At 63.7% G+C, this 14,534-nt stretch carries 14 protein-coding genes, 1 tRNA gene and 1 rRNA gene; 10 read left to right on the top strand and 6 right to left on the bottom strand.

Annotation, left to right across the window (positions count from 1 at the left end; all coding sequences use genetic code 11):
- Positions 1-56: 56 nt before the first annotated feature.
- The 6 genes from paaB (at position 57) to G455_RS0111150 (ending at position 4,382) form a co-directional block, all read left to right on the top strand.
- Positions 57-341 (top strand): 1,2-phenylacetyl-CoA epoxidase subunit PaaB, encoded by a 285-nt coding sequence (gene paaB / locus G455_RS0111175; protein ID WP_028093788.1) that lies wholly within the window; start codon positions 57-59, stop codon positions 339-341.
- A complete protein-coding gene (gene paaC, locus G455_RS0111170; protein WP_028093787.1) occupies positions 341-1,102 on the top strand; it encodes a 1,2-phenylacetyl-CoA epoxidase subunit PaaC in 762 nt (253 codons plus the stop codon). Before paaB ends, paaC begins: the two co-directional genes overlap by 1 nt.
- A 92-nt stretch (positions 1,103-1,194) precedes the next feature.
- Positions 1,195-1,668 carry a 1,2-phenylacetyl-CoA epoxidase subunit PaaD gene (paaD, locus tag G455_RS0111165; protein ID WP_028093786.1) on the top strand — a complete coding sequence of 158 codons (474 nt, stop codon included), beginning with the start codon at positions 1,195-1,197 and terminating at the stop codon, positions 1,666-1,668.
- A gap of 10 nt (positions 1,669-1,678) precedes the next feature.
- A complete protein-coding gene (locus G455_RS0111160) occupies positions 1,679-2,752 on the top strand; it encodes a 2Fe-2S iron-sulfur cluster-binding protein (protein ID WP_028093785.1) in 1,074 nt (357 codons plus the stop codon).
- A 25-nt stretch (positions 2,753-2,777) separates the two neighbouring features.
- Entirely contained in the window at positions 2,778-3,539 is a 762-nt protein-coding gene (locus G455_RS0111155; RefSeq protein ID WP_028093784.1) for a Phenylacetic acid catabolic protein, read from the top strand.
- Positions 3,540-3,671: 132 nt separating this feature from the next.
- Entirely contained in the window at positions 3,672-4,382 is a 711-nt protein-coding gene (locus G455_RS0111150) for a dienelactone hydrolase family protein (RefSeq protein WP_028093783.1), read from the top strand.
- A gap of 67 nt (positions 4,383-4,449) precedes the next feature.
- Here G455_RS0111150 and G455_RS0111145 read toward each other — a convergent pair whose 3' ends face one another.
- From G455_RS0111145 to paaG, 5 genes are all read right to left on the bottom strand, one after another.
- Complete coding sequence (locus G455_RS0111145) at positions 4,450-5,811, bottom strand: aspartate aminotransferase family protein (RefSeq protein WP_028093782.1); 1,362 nt, start codon at positions 5,809-5,811, stop codon at positions 4,450-4,452.
- Positions 5,812-6,000: 189 nt separating this feature from the next.
- Entirely contained in the window at positions 6,001-6,597 is a 597-nt protein-coding gene (locus G455_RS0111140; protein ID WP_028093781.1) for a TetR/AcrR family transcriptional regulator, read from the bottom strand.
- A gap of 3 nt (positions 6,598-6,600) precedes the next feature.
- Positions 6,601-7,911: a phenylacetate--CoA ligase PaaK gene (gene paaK / locus G455_RS0111135; protein WP_028093780.1), complete on the bottom strand. Its 1,311-nt coding sequence runs from the start codon at positions 7,909-7,911 to the stop codon at positions 6,601-6,603.
- 61 nt (positions 7,912-7,972) lie between these two features.
- Positions 7,973-8,410 (bottom strand): hydroxyphenylacetyl-CoA thioesterase PaaI, encoded by a 438-nt coding sequence (paaI, locus tag G455_RS0111130; RefSeq protein ID WP_028093779.1) that lies wholly within the window; start codon positions 8,408-8,410, stop codon positions 7,973-7,975.
- Positions 8,411-8,412: 2 nt separating this feature from the next.
- Positions 8,413-9,198, bottom strand: a complete 786-nt coding sequence (gene paaG, locus G455_RS0111125) for a 2-(1,2-epoxy-1,2-dihydrophenyl)acetyl-CoA isomerase PaaG (RefSeq protein WP_028093778.1) — start codon at positions 9,196-9,198, stop codon at positions 8,413-8,415.
- A 168-nt stretch (positions 9,199-9,366) separates the two neighbouring features.
- On the opposite strand from paaG, the gene paaZ reads away from it, so the two are divergent.
- The 4 genes from paaZ (at position 9,367) to G455_RS0111105 (ending at position 13,869) form a co-directional block, all read left to right on the top strand.
- Positions 9,367-11,391, top strand: a complete 2,025-nt coding sequence (paaZ, locus tag G455_RS0111120) for a phenylacetic acid degradation bifunctional protein PaaZ (RefSeq protein ID WP_028093777.1) — start codon at positions 9,367-9,369, stop codon at positions 11,389-11,391.
- Positions 11,392-11,464: 73 nt separating this feature from the next.
- A complete protein-coding gene (locus tag G455_RS0111115) occupies positions 11,465-12,271 on the top strand; it encodes a PaaX family transcriptional regulator C-terminal domain-containing protein (protein WP_028093776.1) in 807 nt (268 codons plus the stop codon).
- Positions 12,272-12,721: 450 nt separating this feature from the next.
- A complete protein-coding gene (locus tag G455_RS0111110; RefSeq protein ID WP_028093775.1) occupies positions 12,722-13,690 on the top strand; it encodes an alpha/beta fold hydrolase in 969 nt (322 codons plus the stop codon).
- A 102-nt stretch (positions 13,691-13,792) separates the two neighbouring features.
- A tRNA-Met gene (locus G455_RS0111105) sits at positions 13,793-13,869 on the top strand.
- 539 nt (positions 13,870-14,408) lie between these two features.
- On the opposite strand, the gene rrf is transcribed toward G455_RS0111105, so the two are convergent.
- Positions 14,409-14,523 (bottom strand): 5S ribosomal RNA (rrf, locus tag G455_RS0111100).
- Positions 14,524-14,534: the final 11 nt, after the last annotated feature.

Genomic DNA, 14,534 nt, shown 5'->3' with positions numbered 1-14,534 from the left:
GCCCTGAGCCATCACCCGGCGCCTGCGCGCGTCCGGGGCGAGGAGGAGTTTGACCCATGAAAAACGAATGGCCCCTTTGGGAAGTCTTCATTCGCGGCCAGCACGGCATGAGCCACCGCCATGTCGGCAGCCTGCACGCGCCCGACGCCGAAATGGCGATCAAGAACGCCCGTGACGTCTATACCCGCCGCAATGAGGGCGTGAGCATCTGGGTGGTCGAAGCGCGCCATATTGCGGCCTCCTCGCCCAGCGACAAGGGCCCGCTTTACGAGCCGAGCGAATCGAAGGTCTATCGTCACCCGACCTTCTTCGACATCCCCGAAGACGTGGGGGCGATGTGATGACCCGCGATCAGGCCCTTTTCGAATTTCTCTGCCGGATGGGGGACAATACCCTGATCCTCGGCCACCGGGTCAGCGAATGGTGCGGTCACGCACCGGTCCTGGAGGAGGACATCGCGCTGGCCAATACCGCGCTGGACCTGATCGGCCAGACCCAGCTCTGGCTCGGGCTCGCCGGTGAGGTAGAGGGCGAAGGCCGCGATGCCGACAAGCTCGCCTTTCACCGCGACGCCTGGGATTTCCGCAACCTCCTGCTGGTCGAGATGCCGAATGGCGATTTCGGCCGCACCCTGATGCGGCAGTTCCTGTTCGACGCCTGGCACACGATCCTTCTAGGCCGGCTGATGACATCCTCGGAGCCCCGTGTCGCCGAGATCGCCGAGAAGGCCAGCAAGGAGGCCGCCTATCACCTGGAACGCTCTGCCGACACGGTGGTGTCGCTGGGGGACGGCACCGAGGAAAGCCATGCCCGCATGCAGGCGGCACTGGATTACCTTTGGCCCTACGTGGGTGAAATGTTCGTCGCCGACGCGGTGGATCAGGCCATGGCGGAAGAGGGGATCGCCCCCGATCCCGCCAGCCTGCGCCCGGAGTATGACGCGCTGCTGGGGCGCGTGCTGAAGGAAGCGACGCTGATCATTCCCGACAGCCATTTCGCCCATAAGGGTGGCCGCGACGGGCGGATGCACAGCGAACATCTGGGCCATCTGCTGACCCAGATGCAGTGGTTGCAACGCGCCTATCCCGATGCCCGCTGGTAAGGCCGGTTCATTCGGAACACTCCGCGCCCCGCATCCACGCGGGGGCGGAAACGGCAGGCGGGGCAAAGGCCCCGCCGCAGGAGGAGACCCCCATGAGCCAAACGCAGGACCGCCCCAGCGTTCAGCAGATCTGGGACTGGCTGGGCCAGGTGCCCGACCCCGAGATCCCGGTGATCTCACTGACCGATCTGGGCATCATCCGCGATGTGGACTGGCAAGGTGACACGCTGGTCGTCACCGTCACGCCCACCTATTCCGGCTGCCCGGCGACCACGATCATCAACCTCGACATCGAAACCGCCCTGCGCGGCCACGGGATCGAGAAAATCGAGCTGAAGCGCCAGCTCTCTCCCGCCTGGACCACCGAGTGGCTGAGCGAGGCGGGCCGCGCCAAGCTGGAGGCATACGGCATCGCCCCGCCGCAGCCCGCCAGCGGCCCCGAGCGCTGCCCGCATTGCGGATCGACCCATGTGGAGAAGGTCAGCCAGTTCGGATCGACCCCCTGCAAGGCGACCTGGCGCTGCCGGGACTGCCTGGAACCCTTCGACTATTTCAAGTGCATCTGAGGAGAAGCAGATGGCGCGTTTTCATGACCTGACCGTCACCGATATTCACAAGACCATCCGCGACGCGGTGGTCGTCACGCTGAAACCGCAGGCCGGCGACGAGGCCGCCTTTGACTTCATCCAAGGCCAATATCTGACCTTCCGCCGCGATTTCGATGGCGAGGAGCTCAGGCGCAGCTATTCGATCTGCGCCGGCAAGGATGAAGGCGTCTTGCAGGTCGGCATCAAGCGGGTCGACGGCGGCGCCTTTTCGACCTGGGCCAATGAGGATCTGAAGGTCGGCGACAGGCTGCAGGCGATGTCGCCAATGGGCGGCTTCCACACGCCCCTGGATGCAGGCGCCGGGCGGCAATATCTGGGCTTTGCCGGCGGCTCGGGCATCACGCCGGTGCTGTCGATCCTGAAAACCGTGCTGGCGCGCGAACCGAAATCCGCCTTCACGCTGGTCTATGCCAACAAGGGCGTGAACACGATCATGTTCCGCGAGGAGCTGGAGGATCTGAAGAACCTCTATATGGGCCGGCTGAACGTCATCCATATCCTTGAGAGCGACGCGCAGGAGATCGACCTGTTCACCGGGCTGGTGACGCGGGAGAAATGCGGCGAGCTGTTCAAGCACTGGATCGATATCGAAAACGTGGACACCGCCTTCATCTGCGGGCCTGAACCGATGATGCTGGGCATCGCCGCGGCGCTGCGCGATCACGGGCTGAGCGACGCGCAGATCAAGTTCGAGCTGTTCGCCTCGGCCCAGCCGGGCCGGTTGGCGCGCAAGATTGTCAGCAAGGAGGCCATCAGAAGTGCCAACCAGACCACGGCGGCGATCACGCTCGATGGCGCCACCCAGACCGTGACCATGGGCAAGGATACCTCGATCCTCGATGCCGCGCTGCAAAACGCGATGGATGCGCCCTATGCCTGCAAGGCCGGGGTCTGCTCCACCTGCCGCTGCCGAGTGCTGGAGGGCGAGGTCGAGATGATCGCCAACCACGCGCTGGAGGATTACGAGGTCGAGAAGGGCTATGTCCTGTCGTGCCAGTCCTATCCGCTGACCGACCGCGTCATTGTCGATTACGACCAGTAACCCCGAGACCGAGGGAGGTGAGACCATGACCGAAGAGATGCGGATCGAGGAGTATCTGGCCCAGGGCGGGGTACTGAGCAATCCCGCCAACGTGCCGCCGCGCTATCGCGCCGAGCTGATGAAGCTGATGGCAAGTTTCGTCGACAGCGAACTGGCGGGGGCCGCCGGCTTTGCCGATATCATCAACCAGGGGCCCGGCATCAAGGAACGGATCGCGGCGGCCAGGATCGTGCTGGAAAAGACCGATCATGCTGGCCAGGTGCTGCGGATCATGGGGGATTTCGGCGCCGACACCGACCGCTACGCCACCCATCACCCCTGGACCGCACGGCTGACGCGCGAGGCCGACATCGGCGCGACGCGCGGCGAACACGATATGCGGCTGGCGGTTTTCAACTATCCGCTGATGGGCTGGACCGATGCGGTCACCATGAACCTGCTGATGAGCCGCGCGGTAGCAGTGCAGATGGCAGATTTCGCCCAGCTCTCCTATCAGCCACTGGCCGAGGCCTTCCGCGCCATCGCCCCGGTCGAGGCGCACCATGCCGAGCTGGCCGAGGAAGGGATCGCCAAGCTGATCGCCAACGGCGAGACTGCGGAGATCGAGGCGAGCCTCGCCTATTGGTGGCCGCGCGTCGCCGCAAGCTTCGGCGCCACCGCTTCGGCCAAGGCCGACAGCCTCAGGGCGATGGGGCTGCGCCATGTCCCCAACGCCGAGCTGAAGGCGCGTTGGGAGGCCGAGACCCACGCGGTTCTGGTGCGGCTGGGGCTGAACGCACCGGCCTGATCGACAGGCACCCAACACGATGACGCCCGGCCCCTATCGCGATCGCTGGGGCTGGGCGAGCGATCCCCCTTGCCCCCGCCCCGGTGATTTCTAAGGTTCCCCCGAACCAGACCACAGGCGAGGGCCATTCCCATGATCATCAGCACACCCCATACCTATTCCGACGGCGACACCCAGTTCATCGGCCGGCTCGTCTATGACGAGGACGGCAGCGGCCAGCGGCCCGGCATTCTGGTCATCCCCGCCTTCGGCGGCCTTGGCAATTTCGAGGTCGAACGCGCCGAGGAGCTTGCCGTGCTCGGCTATGTCGTGCTGGCGGTCGACTATTACGGCGAGGGTGCCCAGGCCAGCGGGCCCGAGCAGGCGAGCGAATGGATGCGGGCGCTGAACGCCGACCGGCCGCTGATCGCCAAGCGCATCACCGCTGCCTTCGACGAAATCAAAAGCCTGCCGATGGTCGATCCGGCCCGGATCGGCGCCATGGGCTATTGCTTCGGCGGCAAGATCACGCTCGACCTGGCCCGCACCGGAGCCGACCTGCGCGCCGCCGTGTCGCTGCACGGGCTGTTCGATGCACCACCGATGCCGCGACAGCAGATGAAAGCGGCGGTGCTGGCTTGTCATGGCTGGGACGATCCGCTGGCACCGCCCGAGGCGGTGAAAGCCTTCGCCGCCGAGATGACCGAGATCTGTCCCGACTGGCAATTGCTGGCCTTCGGCCACACAGGCCACGCCTTCACCAACCCCGCCGCTAATGCCCCCGGCATGGCCTTCAGCGCGGCCGCAAGCCGCCGGTCCTGGGAAAACCTGACCCGTTTCTTCGCCGACAAGCTGGGCAAGTGATCCGGTGGGCATGAAAAAGGCGGCTCCGGGAACCGAAGCCGCCTGATGAATGACCGGGAGCGCCGGATCAGCCGATGAGTTCGGCGGTCAGTTGCTCCAGGCTCTTGCTGGTGATGTCCAGCATTTCCTTCACTTCAGCCTCGGTGATGATCATCGGCGGGCAGAAGGCCGTTGCATCGCCGATCGCGCGCGAAATCAGGCCGTTTTCCATCATATAGCCAGACATCTTGGCGCCAAGCTGACCGACAGTGAGGTCCGACCCTTCGGGAGCGACCAGCTCCAGCGCAGCGATCAGGCCAACGCCACGGGATTCGCCGACCAGCGGGTTCGAGGTCAGATCATCCAGCCCCTTGCGCAGGATCGCCCCCATGGCGGCGGCATTGTCGACCAGGCCGCGTTCTTCGATGATCTTCAGGTTCTCCAGCGCGATGGCGGCGCCGACCGGGTGCGCGGCCCCGGTATAGCCATGGCCCAGAACCCCGATCTTGTTGCTTTCATCGGCGATCGGGTCATAGACGCGATCATTCATCATTAGCGCCGAGAACGGGAAGTAGGACGAAGTGATCTGCTTGGACATCGTCATGATGTCCGGCTTGATCCCAAAGGTTTCGGTGCCGAACATTTTGCCGGTCCGGCCGAAGCCACAGATCACCTCGTCGGCGATCAGCAGGATGTCGTATTTCGCCAGAACCTCTTGGATTTTCTCCCAATAGGTCGCCGGCGGCACCACGACACCACCCGCGCCCATCACCGGCTCGCCGATGAAGGCGGCGACGGTGTCGGGCCCTTCGGCCAGGATCATCGCCTCCAGATCGGCGGCGCAGCGGGACGCGAACTGTTCCTCGGTCTCACCCTCCTGGCCCTCTTTCCAGTAATGCGGGCAAGTGGTGTGCAGAATGCCCGGGAACGGCAGGTCGAAGGAGCGGTGGTTGTTCACCAGGCCGGTCAGCGAAGCCGACAGCGCGGTCACACCGTGATAGCCCCGGTTGCGCGAGATGATCTTCTTCTTCTCGGGCTTGCCCATTGCGTTCGAGCGATACCAGATCAGCTTGACGATGGTATCATTGGCCTCGGAACCGGAGTTGGTGAAAAACACCTTGCTCATCGGCACCGGCGCTATGCTGATCAGCTTTTCAGCCAGGTCGATGACCGGACCATGCGACCGCGCGGTGAAGTTGTGGTAATAGGGCAGCTTGCTCATCTGCGCAGCAGCCACATCGACCAGACGCTTTTCGTTGAAACCGACCGCCACGCTCCACAGGCCGGCCATGCCCTCGATATAGGTCTTGCCGGTGTTGTCGGTGACACGGATACCTTCGCCACTCTCCAGCACCAGCGGGCCGTCCTTTTCCAGCGCCCGGGCGTTGGTATAGCTGTGCATGTGATAGGCGGCGTCGCGCGCCTCCGGCGAATTCGGTTTAAGGGTCATGGGAGAGCCTTCCTTCAATCGTTGTACGGGCCTCACGGTCCAATCTGAATCGACCGTCCTGGTCTGATCCGAACGATAAGCCCTCTGCGGACGAAAAAGCGAGAGGTAACCCGCCAATCGCCCCATCCCGGACGCAGACTTTTTATCAAATTGCCCGTTGCACAGCCGCCGCCCCCGCGCCGCCCCCACTCAGAGACCAGGGACACCATGCAGGGTCAGGTCGCAAACGAGATTGGCGTAATCGTCTCTTTCCTGCTCCTCAGCCCCGGAATTCCACATGAAATACCAGTTCAGCATGCCATAGACCGACATCGTGGCCCCCCGCAATTTCTCGGGATGAGCCGAGAAAACATCCGGCGCCAGATCATGCAGGCATTGCCCCATGAATTTGACCATATCCCGCTGATAGGCCCGCATCTGATCCTGCTGTTCCTCCGGCAGAGCGGACAGGGCGCTGATCTGAACCTGATGTTCGTGATCCGCCCCCTGATAGGCGCGCAGGATTTCGCGCAGCACCCGGCGCAACCGGTCCTGGGGGCTCAGCCCCTCGGTATCGACTGCAAGGATACGGTCGCGCAGACTGGACAGGTAGCTGTCCAGAATGTCGTAGAGGATCGCATCCTTGCTGTCATAATAGTGGTAGATATTGGCCTTTGAGATGCCGCATTCCTTGGCCAGCTTGGTCATCGAGGCTCGATCGAACCCCTCCTCGGCAAAGACCTTGGCCGCCGCCTTGAGGATCTGGGTGCGTTTGTGATCGTGGTCCTTGGCGATGGTTCTGGCCAATGTTCACTCCTTCAGGCGGTTATCGACGACCCGTACCGCTTTCCCCTGGGATCGTTCAACCTCACCCGGATTGCGGACGTCGATTTCGGTCGAAATCCCTACCACATCCTTGATCCGTTTGTAGAGCATGCGGGCAGCCGCGGTTTTAGACATCTCGTCAGTGCTGTCGGTCGCCGCCTCGACATGGACGCGCATGGCATCCATACGGCCAGAGCGATAGAGTTCGATCTGGAAATGATTGGTCAGCCCGCCCGTGGCGATCACCTGTTCCTCGATCTGGGTGGGAAAGACATTGACGCCGCGCAGGATCATCATGTCGTCCGACCGGCCTGTGATCTTGGCCATCCGCCGCATCGACCGCGCGGTCCCCGGCAGCAGCCGGGTCAGGTCGCGGGTGCGATAGCGGATCATCGGCAAACCTTCCTTGGTCAGCGTGGTGAAGACCAGCTCACCCATCTCGCCATCCGCCACCGGCTCACCGGTCTCGGGGTTGATGATCTCGGGATAGAAGTGATCCTCCCAGATCACCGGGCCATCCTTGGTCTCGACGCATTCGTTGGCGACACCCGGCCCCATGATCTCGGACAGGCCATAGATATCGACCGCGTGCATGTCGAAGGCGTCTTCGACCTCCTTGCGCATGGCGTCGGTCCAGGGTTCCGCCCCGAAGATGCCCACCGACAGCGAAGAGGCGCGCGGGTCCAGCCCCGCCTTGTGAAATTGTTCTAGGATGTTGAGCATGTAAGACGGCGTCACCATGATCCCATCGGGCTGGAAATCATTGATCAGGCTCACCTGCTTTTCGGTTTGCCCGCCGCTCATCGGCACCACCGTGGCGCCGAGCCGCTCGATGCCGTAATGCGCGCCAAGCCCGCCGGTGAACAGCCCATAGCCATAGGCATTATGCACGATGTCGCCCCGCCTGAGCCCCGAGGCGCGCAGCGAGCGGGCCACCAGATCGGCCCAATTGTCGATATCGCGCTGGGTATAGCCCACCACGGTCGGCTTGCCGGTGGTGCCCGATGAAGCATGCAGCCGCACGATCTGCTCCCGCGGCACCGCGAACAGACCGAAGGGGTAATGATCACGCAGGTCATTCTTGTAGGTGAAGGGGAACTTCGCCAGATCGGAAAGCTGTTTCAAATCATCCGGGTGCACCCCGGCGGCATCGAAGCGCGCGCGGTACATCGGCACATTGTCATAGGCATGGCGCAGTGACCATTTCAGCCGATCAAGCTGCAACGTCTCGATTTCATCGCGTGAGGCGATTTCGATCGGGTCCAGATCGGTTTTGTTGGGGGTGAGATCCTTCATGGCGTCCTCCTCGCCTAAACTCTTGTCCTGATGCCCTGCCGGCTCCTCCACCGGCGGGCGGTCAGCTTGCGGCGTCCTCGTCGAAAAGCTGCCCCTTGATGGCGCGGGACATGCCGCGAAATTCGGCGATCACCTGCCCGGTCTGGCTGGTGACCTTCACGTCATACATTCCACTGCGTCCGGTCAGGCTGATTTCCTCGGCGGTGGCCGTCAGCCTGTCCCCCAGCCGCCCCGGGGAGAGAAAGCTGATCAGATTGTGCTGCGCCACGGTGGCCTGATTTCTGCTGTTGCAGGCGAAGGCAAAGGCACTGTCGGCCAGCATGAAGATCACCCCGCCATGGCATATGCCGTGGCCGTTGCAATGATGCCGCGCGACAGTGAGCTCCAGGACCGCGCGGCCCTCCGCCACAGAAACAACGGACATCCCCGCCCATTGCGAAGCATGATCCTCGGCCCACATCGCCTTGGCCGATCTTTCGGCGCGCTCTTGCGGTGTCATCCTCATTCCCCCCGGAACACGGGCACGCGCTTGTCCAGAAACGCGGCGACGCCCTCGGCGTAATCGGCGCTTTCGCCGCAGGTCTTCATCGCATCGGCCTCAAGTTCCAGATGCTGGCTCAGCGTATCGGTCGCGGCGGCCTGGATGCAGTGTTTGGTCAGCCCCAGCCCCAGCGTCGGGCCGTTGGCAAAGCCTTCGGCCAAGGCGCGGGCCTCTGCCATCAGTTGATCGTCGGGCAGCGCCTTCCAGATCAGTCCCCAATCCTCGGCCTTCCGGGCGCTCAGGGTCTGGGCGGTAAAGGCCAGCCCCTTGGCGCGCGCCTCCCCCAGCAGGCGGGGCAGGTGCCAGCTCCCCCCCGTGTCCGGGATCAGACCGACCTTGGAAAAGGACTGGATGAACCTGGCGCTCTCGGCGGCCAGAACCATGTCGCAGGCCAGCGCCAGATTGGCACCAGCACCGGCGGCGACACCGTTGACCGCACAGATCACCGGGAAATGCAGCGACCGGATCAGATTGACCAGCGGCGCATAGAAGGTCCGCACGGTGTGGCCCAGATCGGGCGGCCCATCCATCTTGCGCGGATCGCGGTCGCCCAGATCCTGGCCGGCGCAAAAGCCACGCCCGGCGCCGGTCAGCAGCACCGCCCGTTTGCCACCGTCCCGCGCGGCTTCCAGCGCGATGCGCAGGGCATGGTGCATCTCTTCGGTGAAACTGTTCAGCCGTTCCGGCCGGTTCAGCGTGATCTCGACCCAAGTGCCGTGATCCGTGGTCAGAATCGTGTCTGACATCCTCTCCTCACCCCTTGTCTCTCCATGCAACACCCGCGATCCGAACCGGATGCGGGCCTCTCCCTGGACAAATTTCTTGCATAAACCGACCGGACGGTCAATATATTGAATCGAGGGATCGCCGCCTTGAGAAGCGCGGCGCTGAGGGACGAGAACGGGAGGACCGTCATGAGCATTCAACAGATCGCCAGCTTTGCCGCCGGCGAATGGGTGGCGCCCGGCGCCGGGGCGCATAGGATCAGCAGCGCCATCACCGGCGCGGTGATCGCCGAGGCAGGCAACGACGCGCTCGACGTGCAAGGCATGCTGGATTATGCGCGCGGCAAGGGCGGCCCGGCCCTGCGGGCGATGACCTTTCATCAACGCGCCCGCATGCTGAAAGCGCTGGGGCAACATCTGAACCGCCACAAGCAGGCGCTTTACGATATCTCCTTCGACACCGGCGCCACCCAGTCCGACCATCTGATCGACATCGATGGCGGCATCGGCACGCTTTATGTCTTCGCCTCGAAAGGCCGGCGCGAGATGCCGGATGATACCATCTATCTCGACGGCGGGGTCGAGGTGCTGGGCCGCACCGGCCAGTTCCTGGGGCAGCATATCTGCACCTCGCTGCAGGGCGTTGCGGTTCATATCAACGCCTTCAACTTCCCGGTCTGGGGCATGCTGGAAAAGCTGGCCCCCACCCTGCTGGCAGGTGTGCCGGCGATCGTGAAGCCCGCCACCAACAGCTGCTATGTCACCGAACTGGCGGTGCGGCTGATGCATGAAAGCGGCCTTTTGCCCGAGGGCGCGCTGCAGCTCGTCACCGGGGGGCTGGGCGACATGCTCGACCGGCTGGGCATGCAGGATGTGGTCAGCTTCACCGGTTCCGCCGAAACCGCGCTGATGCTGCGGTCGAACAGGAACATCCTTGAAAATTCAGTCCGTTTCGTCGCCGAACAGGACAGTCTGAACGCCTCGATCCTCGGCCCCGACGCGGTTCCGGGCACGCCGGAGTTCGATCTGTTCATCAAGGAGGTCAGCCGCGAGATGACCGTCAAGGCGGGGCAGAAATGCACCGCGATCCGCCGCATCCTGGCGCCCGAGGCGCAGGTCGGCGCGGTGATCGAGGCGCTGCGCGAGCGGCTGTCGAAAGTGGTGATCGGCGATCCGCGGCTGGAGGGCACCCGCATGGGCGCGCTGGTCTCGGCCGGGCAGAAGGCCGACGTGCTGGCCAAGGTCGCCCTGATCGGGGCGGAGGCCGAGCGGGTGTTCGGCGACCCGGAAAACTTCACCGTCGAGGGGGCCGATGCCGGCGCCTTCCTGCCGCCGATGCTGTTCCATTGCGCCGATCCCGACCGCGCCGAGCGCGTGCATGATACCGAGGCCTTCGGCCCGGTGTCGACCATCATGGGCTATCGCGATCTGGACCACGCCATCGACATCGCCAAACGCGGCCAGGGATCGCTGGTCGCCTCGCTGATCACCCATGATCCAGCCGTCGCGCGGCAGGTGGTGCTGGGGGCTGCGGCCTATCACGGGCGCATCTATATCAACGACCGGGTGTCGATGAAGGAATCGACCGGCCACGGCTCTCCCCTGCCCCATATGATCCATGGCGGCCCCGGCCGCGCCGGCGGCGGCGAGGAGATGGGCGGCATTCGCGGCGTCATGCATTACATGCAGCGCACCGCGATCCAGGGCTCCCCCGACATGCTCGCGGCGATCGGCAACAAATGGGTGCCCGGCGCGACCGAGATCAAGGGGCCGGCGCATCCCTTCACCCGCCACTATGGCGAGCTTGCCATCGGCGAAACATTGCACAGTGCCCCGCGCGTCGTGTCGGTGCAGGACATCGAACATTTCGCCGAATTCACCGGGGACACCTTCTATGCCCACATGGATGAAGAGGCGGCGAAACGGAACCCGTTCTTCCCCGGCCGGGTGGCGCATGGCTATCTGCTGCTCAGCTTCGCGGCCGGGCTGTTCGTCGAGCCGACCGAAGGGCCGGTGCTGGCCAATACCGGGCTCGATTCCCTGCGGTTCATGAAACCGGTGGTGCCGGGCGACAGCATCAAGGTGCGGCTGACGGTCAAGCAGAAGACACCGCGCACCGAGGAATACGGTGAAGTGCGATGGACCGTGACACTGACCAATCAGAATGACGAACAGGTCGCGGAATACGAATTGCTGACGATGAACGCCTTCTGACGCGGTGCGCCCGGTCAGAGCCCGGGCGATTTGAGGATGGTGGCGGCGCGGCGGCACCGCTAATCTGTCGCGCATGAAAGATACGCCTGACAATTGGTTTGCCTCCGCCATCCAGACCCTCACCGACCCGCAAAACCAGCGGGTCTGGTCGATCATCGTCTCGTTATTCGGTGATCTGGCGCAGGCCCCCGGCGACCGGCTGAGCGGCGGCGCGCTGTCGCGGATCATCATGCCGACCGGCATCAAACCCGAGGCGATCCGCGTGGCGCTGCACCGGCTGCGCAAGGACGGCTGGATCGACAGCGCCCGCCAGGGGCGCGTCAGCGAACATTTCCTGACCGATTTCGGCCGCGCCCGCAGCGCTGAGGTCAGTCCCCGCATCTATACCCCCGCCCCCCCGGCCGCAAAGGACTGGCATCTGCTGATCGCCGAAGACAGCGCCGGCCAAATCCCGCTGGACGACCTTCTACCGACACGGGATTATTTCAGCCTGAGCCGCACCGTGGCACTGGGGTCGGGCCCCCTGCCCGAGGATTGCAAAGAGTTGCTGGTCCTGAGCTGCTGCCCCGATGCCGTGCCTGACTGGGTGCGAACCCGGGTCTGCCCGCCTGAACTTTTTGACGCGGCGCAGGGGTTGCTCACTGCCCTGAGCCAGGCGGAACGGCTGTTGCCGGCGTCTGCCGCCGATCTCTCTCCGCTGCAGACTGCCACGCTGCGGATGCTGATCGTCCATCGCTGGCGCCGGGTCGTGCTGCGGCAACCCGACCTGCCCACAGCGTTCTTTCCCGCCGACTGGCCCGGCCCCGCCTGCCGCGCGGCGGTCTTTCGCCTGCTGGACTGGCTGCCGCGCCCCGACCTGAGCGCTCTCGAGGCAGAATAAGTCTCTGGTTCACCACAATGCCGAATCCGGCTTCCCACAAAGGGATTTAGCGGTAAGGTTGTGCATGGCGCAGAGAAAGCAACCCAGGATGACGGAGCCCTTCCGAGCGATATTCTCATCGTCAGCAACGCCTTTCGTGACCAGCTCCTGGCGATGCGAACACGTCCGCGCGGCGGCCCCCGATATCGCGATTCTCGCGGCGATCGGGGACAGGAGCACAGGTATCGCCAGCCGGCTCCAAGAGGTCGGTGATATTCCCTCCGGACAGTATGGAGCCATGCAGAGGCTTGTCCCCGAGCGAGCCGCCTGCAGGCCGGAAATGACCGCCAGACAAACGAACACGCTCTGCCCCTCGTCTCGCCATCGGCGCAACCGCCCCCACAGATCGACGTCGGACTTGCTCACCGCGTCCCACGGCCCACGCCTCCCGCAGAAAGGATCTCGAAGCCCATGTCCTTTGCCCTGAGCATCCTGTTAATTCCACTCGCCATCTTCGCGCTGCTGCTGCTCGGCGGCTGCATCTGGACCGCCGCGCTCAGCCGCAAGGCCGAAAAAATGGTGCCACGTCTGGGACAGATGCAGCCGGTTCGCGGCGGCGCGATCCACTATCTGGACCTCGGACCGCGCGATGCCCCACCGGTGGTACTGATCCACGGGTTGTCCGGGCAGTTGCAACATTTCACCTATGGCATTGCCCCCCTGCTGGAAAAGCAATGGCGTGTTATCGTCCTGGACCGGCCCGGTTGCGGGTATTCCGAACGCGATCACGACAAGCTCGCCGCCTTGCCGGAACAGGCCCGAATGATTCATGAATGTCTCGATGCGCTGCAAATTGAAAACCCGGTTCTTGTCGGCCATTCTCTGGGTGGGGCCGTAGCGCTCGCCATGGCGCTGGAGCGCCCGGAACGCACCGCAGCGCTGGCGCTGATCAGCCCGCTCACACACCGCCAGCCCGATGAAATGAATGCCTTCCGCGGGCTTGACGTCAGTTCTGTGCCACTGCGGCACCTGATTGGCCACACCATCGCGGCCCCACTGGCACAACGCACCGCCGTCACCGTTTTGACCGAGGTGTTTCGCCCGGAAACCTGGCCCGAGGATTTCCTCGCTCGCGGTGGCGGCGCCCTGGGGCTTCGACCCAAGGGTTTTATCGCCGCCTCGGCGGACTATATGGAAGCGGTCGGCAACATCCTGTCGCAGGAGCAGCGCTATGCGAACGAGCTGAAGACCCCCGGCGGGGTCTTGTTCGGCGCTGAAGACAACCTGCTGCCGCCAGAAAGCCAGGGCAAGGTGATGACCGCCTTTGGCCTGCATTATGAAGCCGTGCCGGGGCGCGGCCACATGCTGCCGATCACCGCGCCCGAACTTTGCGCCGACTTCATCTGGCGTGTTGCAGACAGGGCGGCAAATGCCGCATGACGCCCAGAGGCTGCCGAAGATACGGAGCGAAAAAACATTGTCGAAAATGACAAATTCCCGCTTGACCCCCTCCGCTGTCTCCCCTAAATCGCGTGCACCCATGGCGGAGTAGCTCAGTTGGTTAGAGCAGCGGAATCATAATCCGCGTGTCGGGGGTTCAAGTCCCTCCTCCGCTACCATTTTCCCTTTAAGACTTGCCAGGAACTGCTAGCCGTAAGGCTAGGCAATCCCCGAGCTGCGACCATTGCCCTTGGCCACCATGCGCCCGGGGCTTCAAATGGCGATCGGACCGTCCTTCCCTCTTCATAATATCTATCATGAAACTGATATTCGTCACCGTCGACCGCGGAGTGCGTCTAGCTTTGTGAGCAAGTCAGGGTGTGCGTGATCGGTTTTTTGGAGGGCAGCGGTGGTGGCTTGCGTCTCCGGGAGGGGATAAGGCGGCGGCTGCACATTCATGGGATTCAGAGGGTTTCAGGGACGGCTGTGTGGCCTGCCGGCGGCCTGGCTGAGGCTGCCCTGCCCCGGGATATTTTCGGCCAGAAAAAGAGCCGTCCCAAGAGGGAGGATAGGTTTCCGGAGGGCTGTGTGGGGGGAGTGCGCGCACGGGATCTGCGCAACGGCATGAGAGGTCGACAACCATCTAGCTGCAACCTGGAGCTTACCGACATATATTGGGATATTGATCGCTATAGAGAGGAATTAGAGCGCTTATTAGGACTGGCGGCGACCTACTCTCCCACGTCTTAAGACGCAGTACCATTGGCGCGACAGCGCTTAACGGCCGGGTTCGGGAAGGGACCGGGTGTTTCGCTTGTGCTATGACCACCAATCCGAATAAGGG

The sequence above is a fragment of the Pseudodonghicola xiamenensis DSM 18339 genome (genome assembly GCF_000429365.1).
Taxonomy (GTDB): Bacteria; Pseudomonadota; Alphaproteobacteria; order Rhodobacterales; family Rhodobacteraceae; genus Pseudodonghicola; species Pseudodonghicola xiamenensis.
This window is presented reverse-complemented; position numbering and strand designations above follow the sequence as displayed.

Excerpts from the sequence above, each read along its gene's own strand:
- G455_RS0111115 (WP_028093776.1), top strand. The coding sequence starts at position 11,465 with ATGAAAGATACGCCTGACAATTGGTTTGCCTCCGCCATCCAGACCCTC.
- paaD (WP_028093786.1), top strand. The coding sequence starts at position 1,195 with ATGAGCCAAACGCAGGACCGCCCCAGCGTTCAGCAGATCTGGGACTGG.
- G455_RS0111150 (WP_028093783.1), top strand. The coding sequence starts at position 3,672 with ATGATCATCAGCACACCCCATACCTATTCCGACGGCGACACCCAGTTC.
- G455_RS0111160 (WP_028093785.1), top strand. The coding sequence starts at position 1,679 with ATGGCGCGTTTTCATGACCTGACCGTCACCGATATTCACAAGACCATC.
- paaZ (WP_028093777.1), top strand. The coding sequence starts at position 9,367 with ATGAGCATTCAACAGATCGCCAGCTTTGCCGCCGGCGAATGGGTGGCG.
- G455_RS0111145 (WP_028093782.1), bottom strand. The coding sequence starts at position 5,811 with ATGACCCTTAAACCGAATTCGCCGGAGGCGCGCGACGCCGCCTATCAC.
- paaI (WP_028093779.1), bottom strand. The coding sequence starts at position 8,410 with ATGACACCGCAAGAGCGCGCCGAAAGATCGGCCAAGGCGATGTGGGCC.
- paaB (WP_028093788.1), top strand. The coding sequence starts at position 57 with ATGAAAAACGAATGGCCCCTTTGGGAAGTCTTCATTCGCGGCCAGCAC.
- paaC (WP_028093787.1), top strand. The coding sequence starts at position 341 with ATGACCCGCGATCAGGCCCTTTTCGAATTTCTCTGCCGGATGGGGGAC.
- G455_RS0111110 (WP_028093775.1), top strand. The coding sequence starts at position 12,722 with ATGTCCTTTGCCCTGAGCATCCTGTTAATTCCACTCGCCATCTTCGCG.
- paaG (WP_028093778.1), bottom strand. The coding sequence starts at position 9,198 with ATGTCAGACACGATTCTGACCACGGATCACGGCACTTGGGTCGAGATC.
- paaK (WP_028093780.1), bottom strand. The coding sequence starts at position 7,911 with ATGAAGGATCTCACCCCCAACAAAACCGATCTGGACCCGATCGAAATC.
- G455_RS0111155 (WP_028093784.1), top strand. The coding sequence starts at position 2,778 with ATGACCGAAGAGATGCGGATCGAGGAGTATCTGGCCCAGGGCGGGGTA.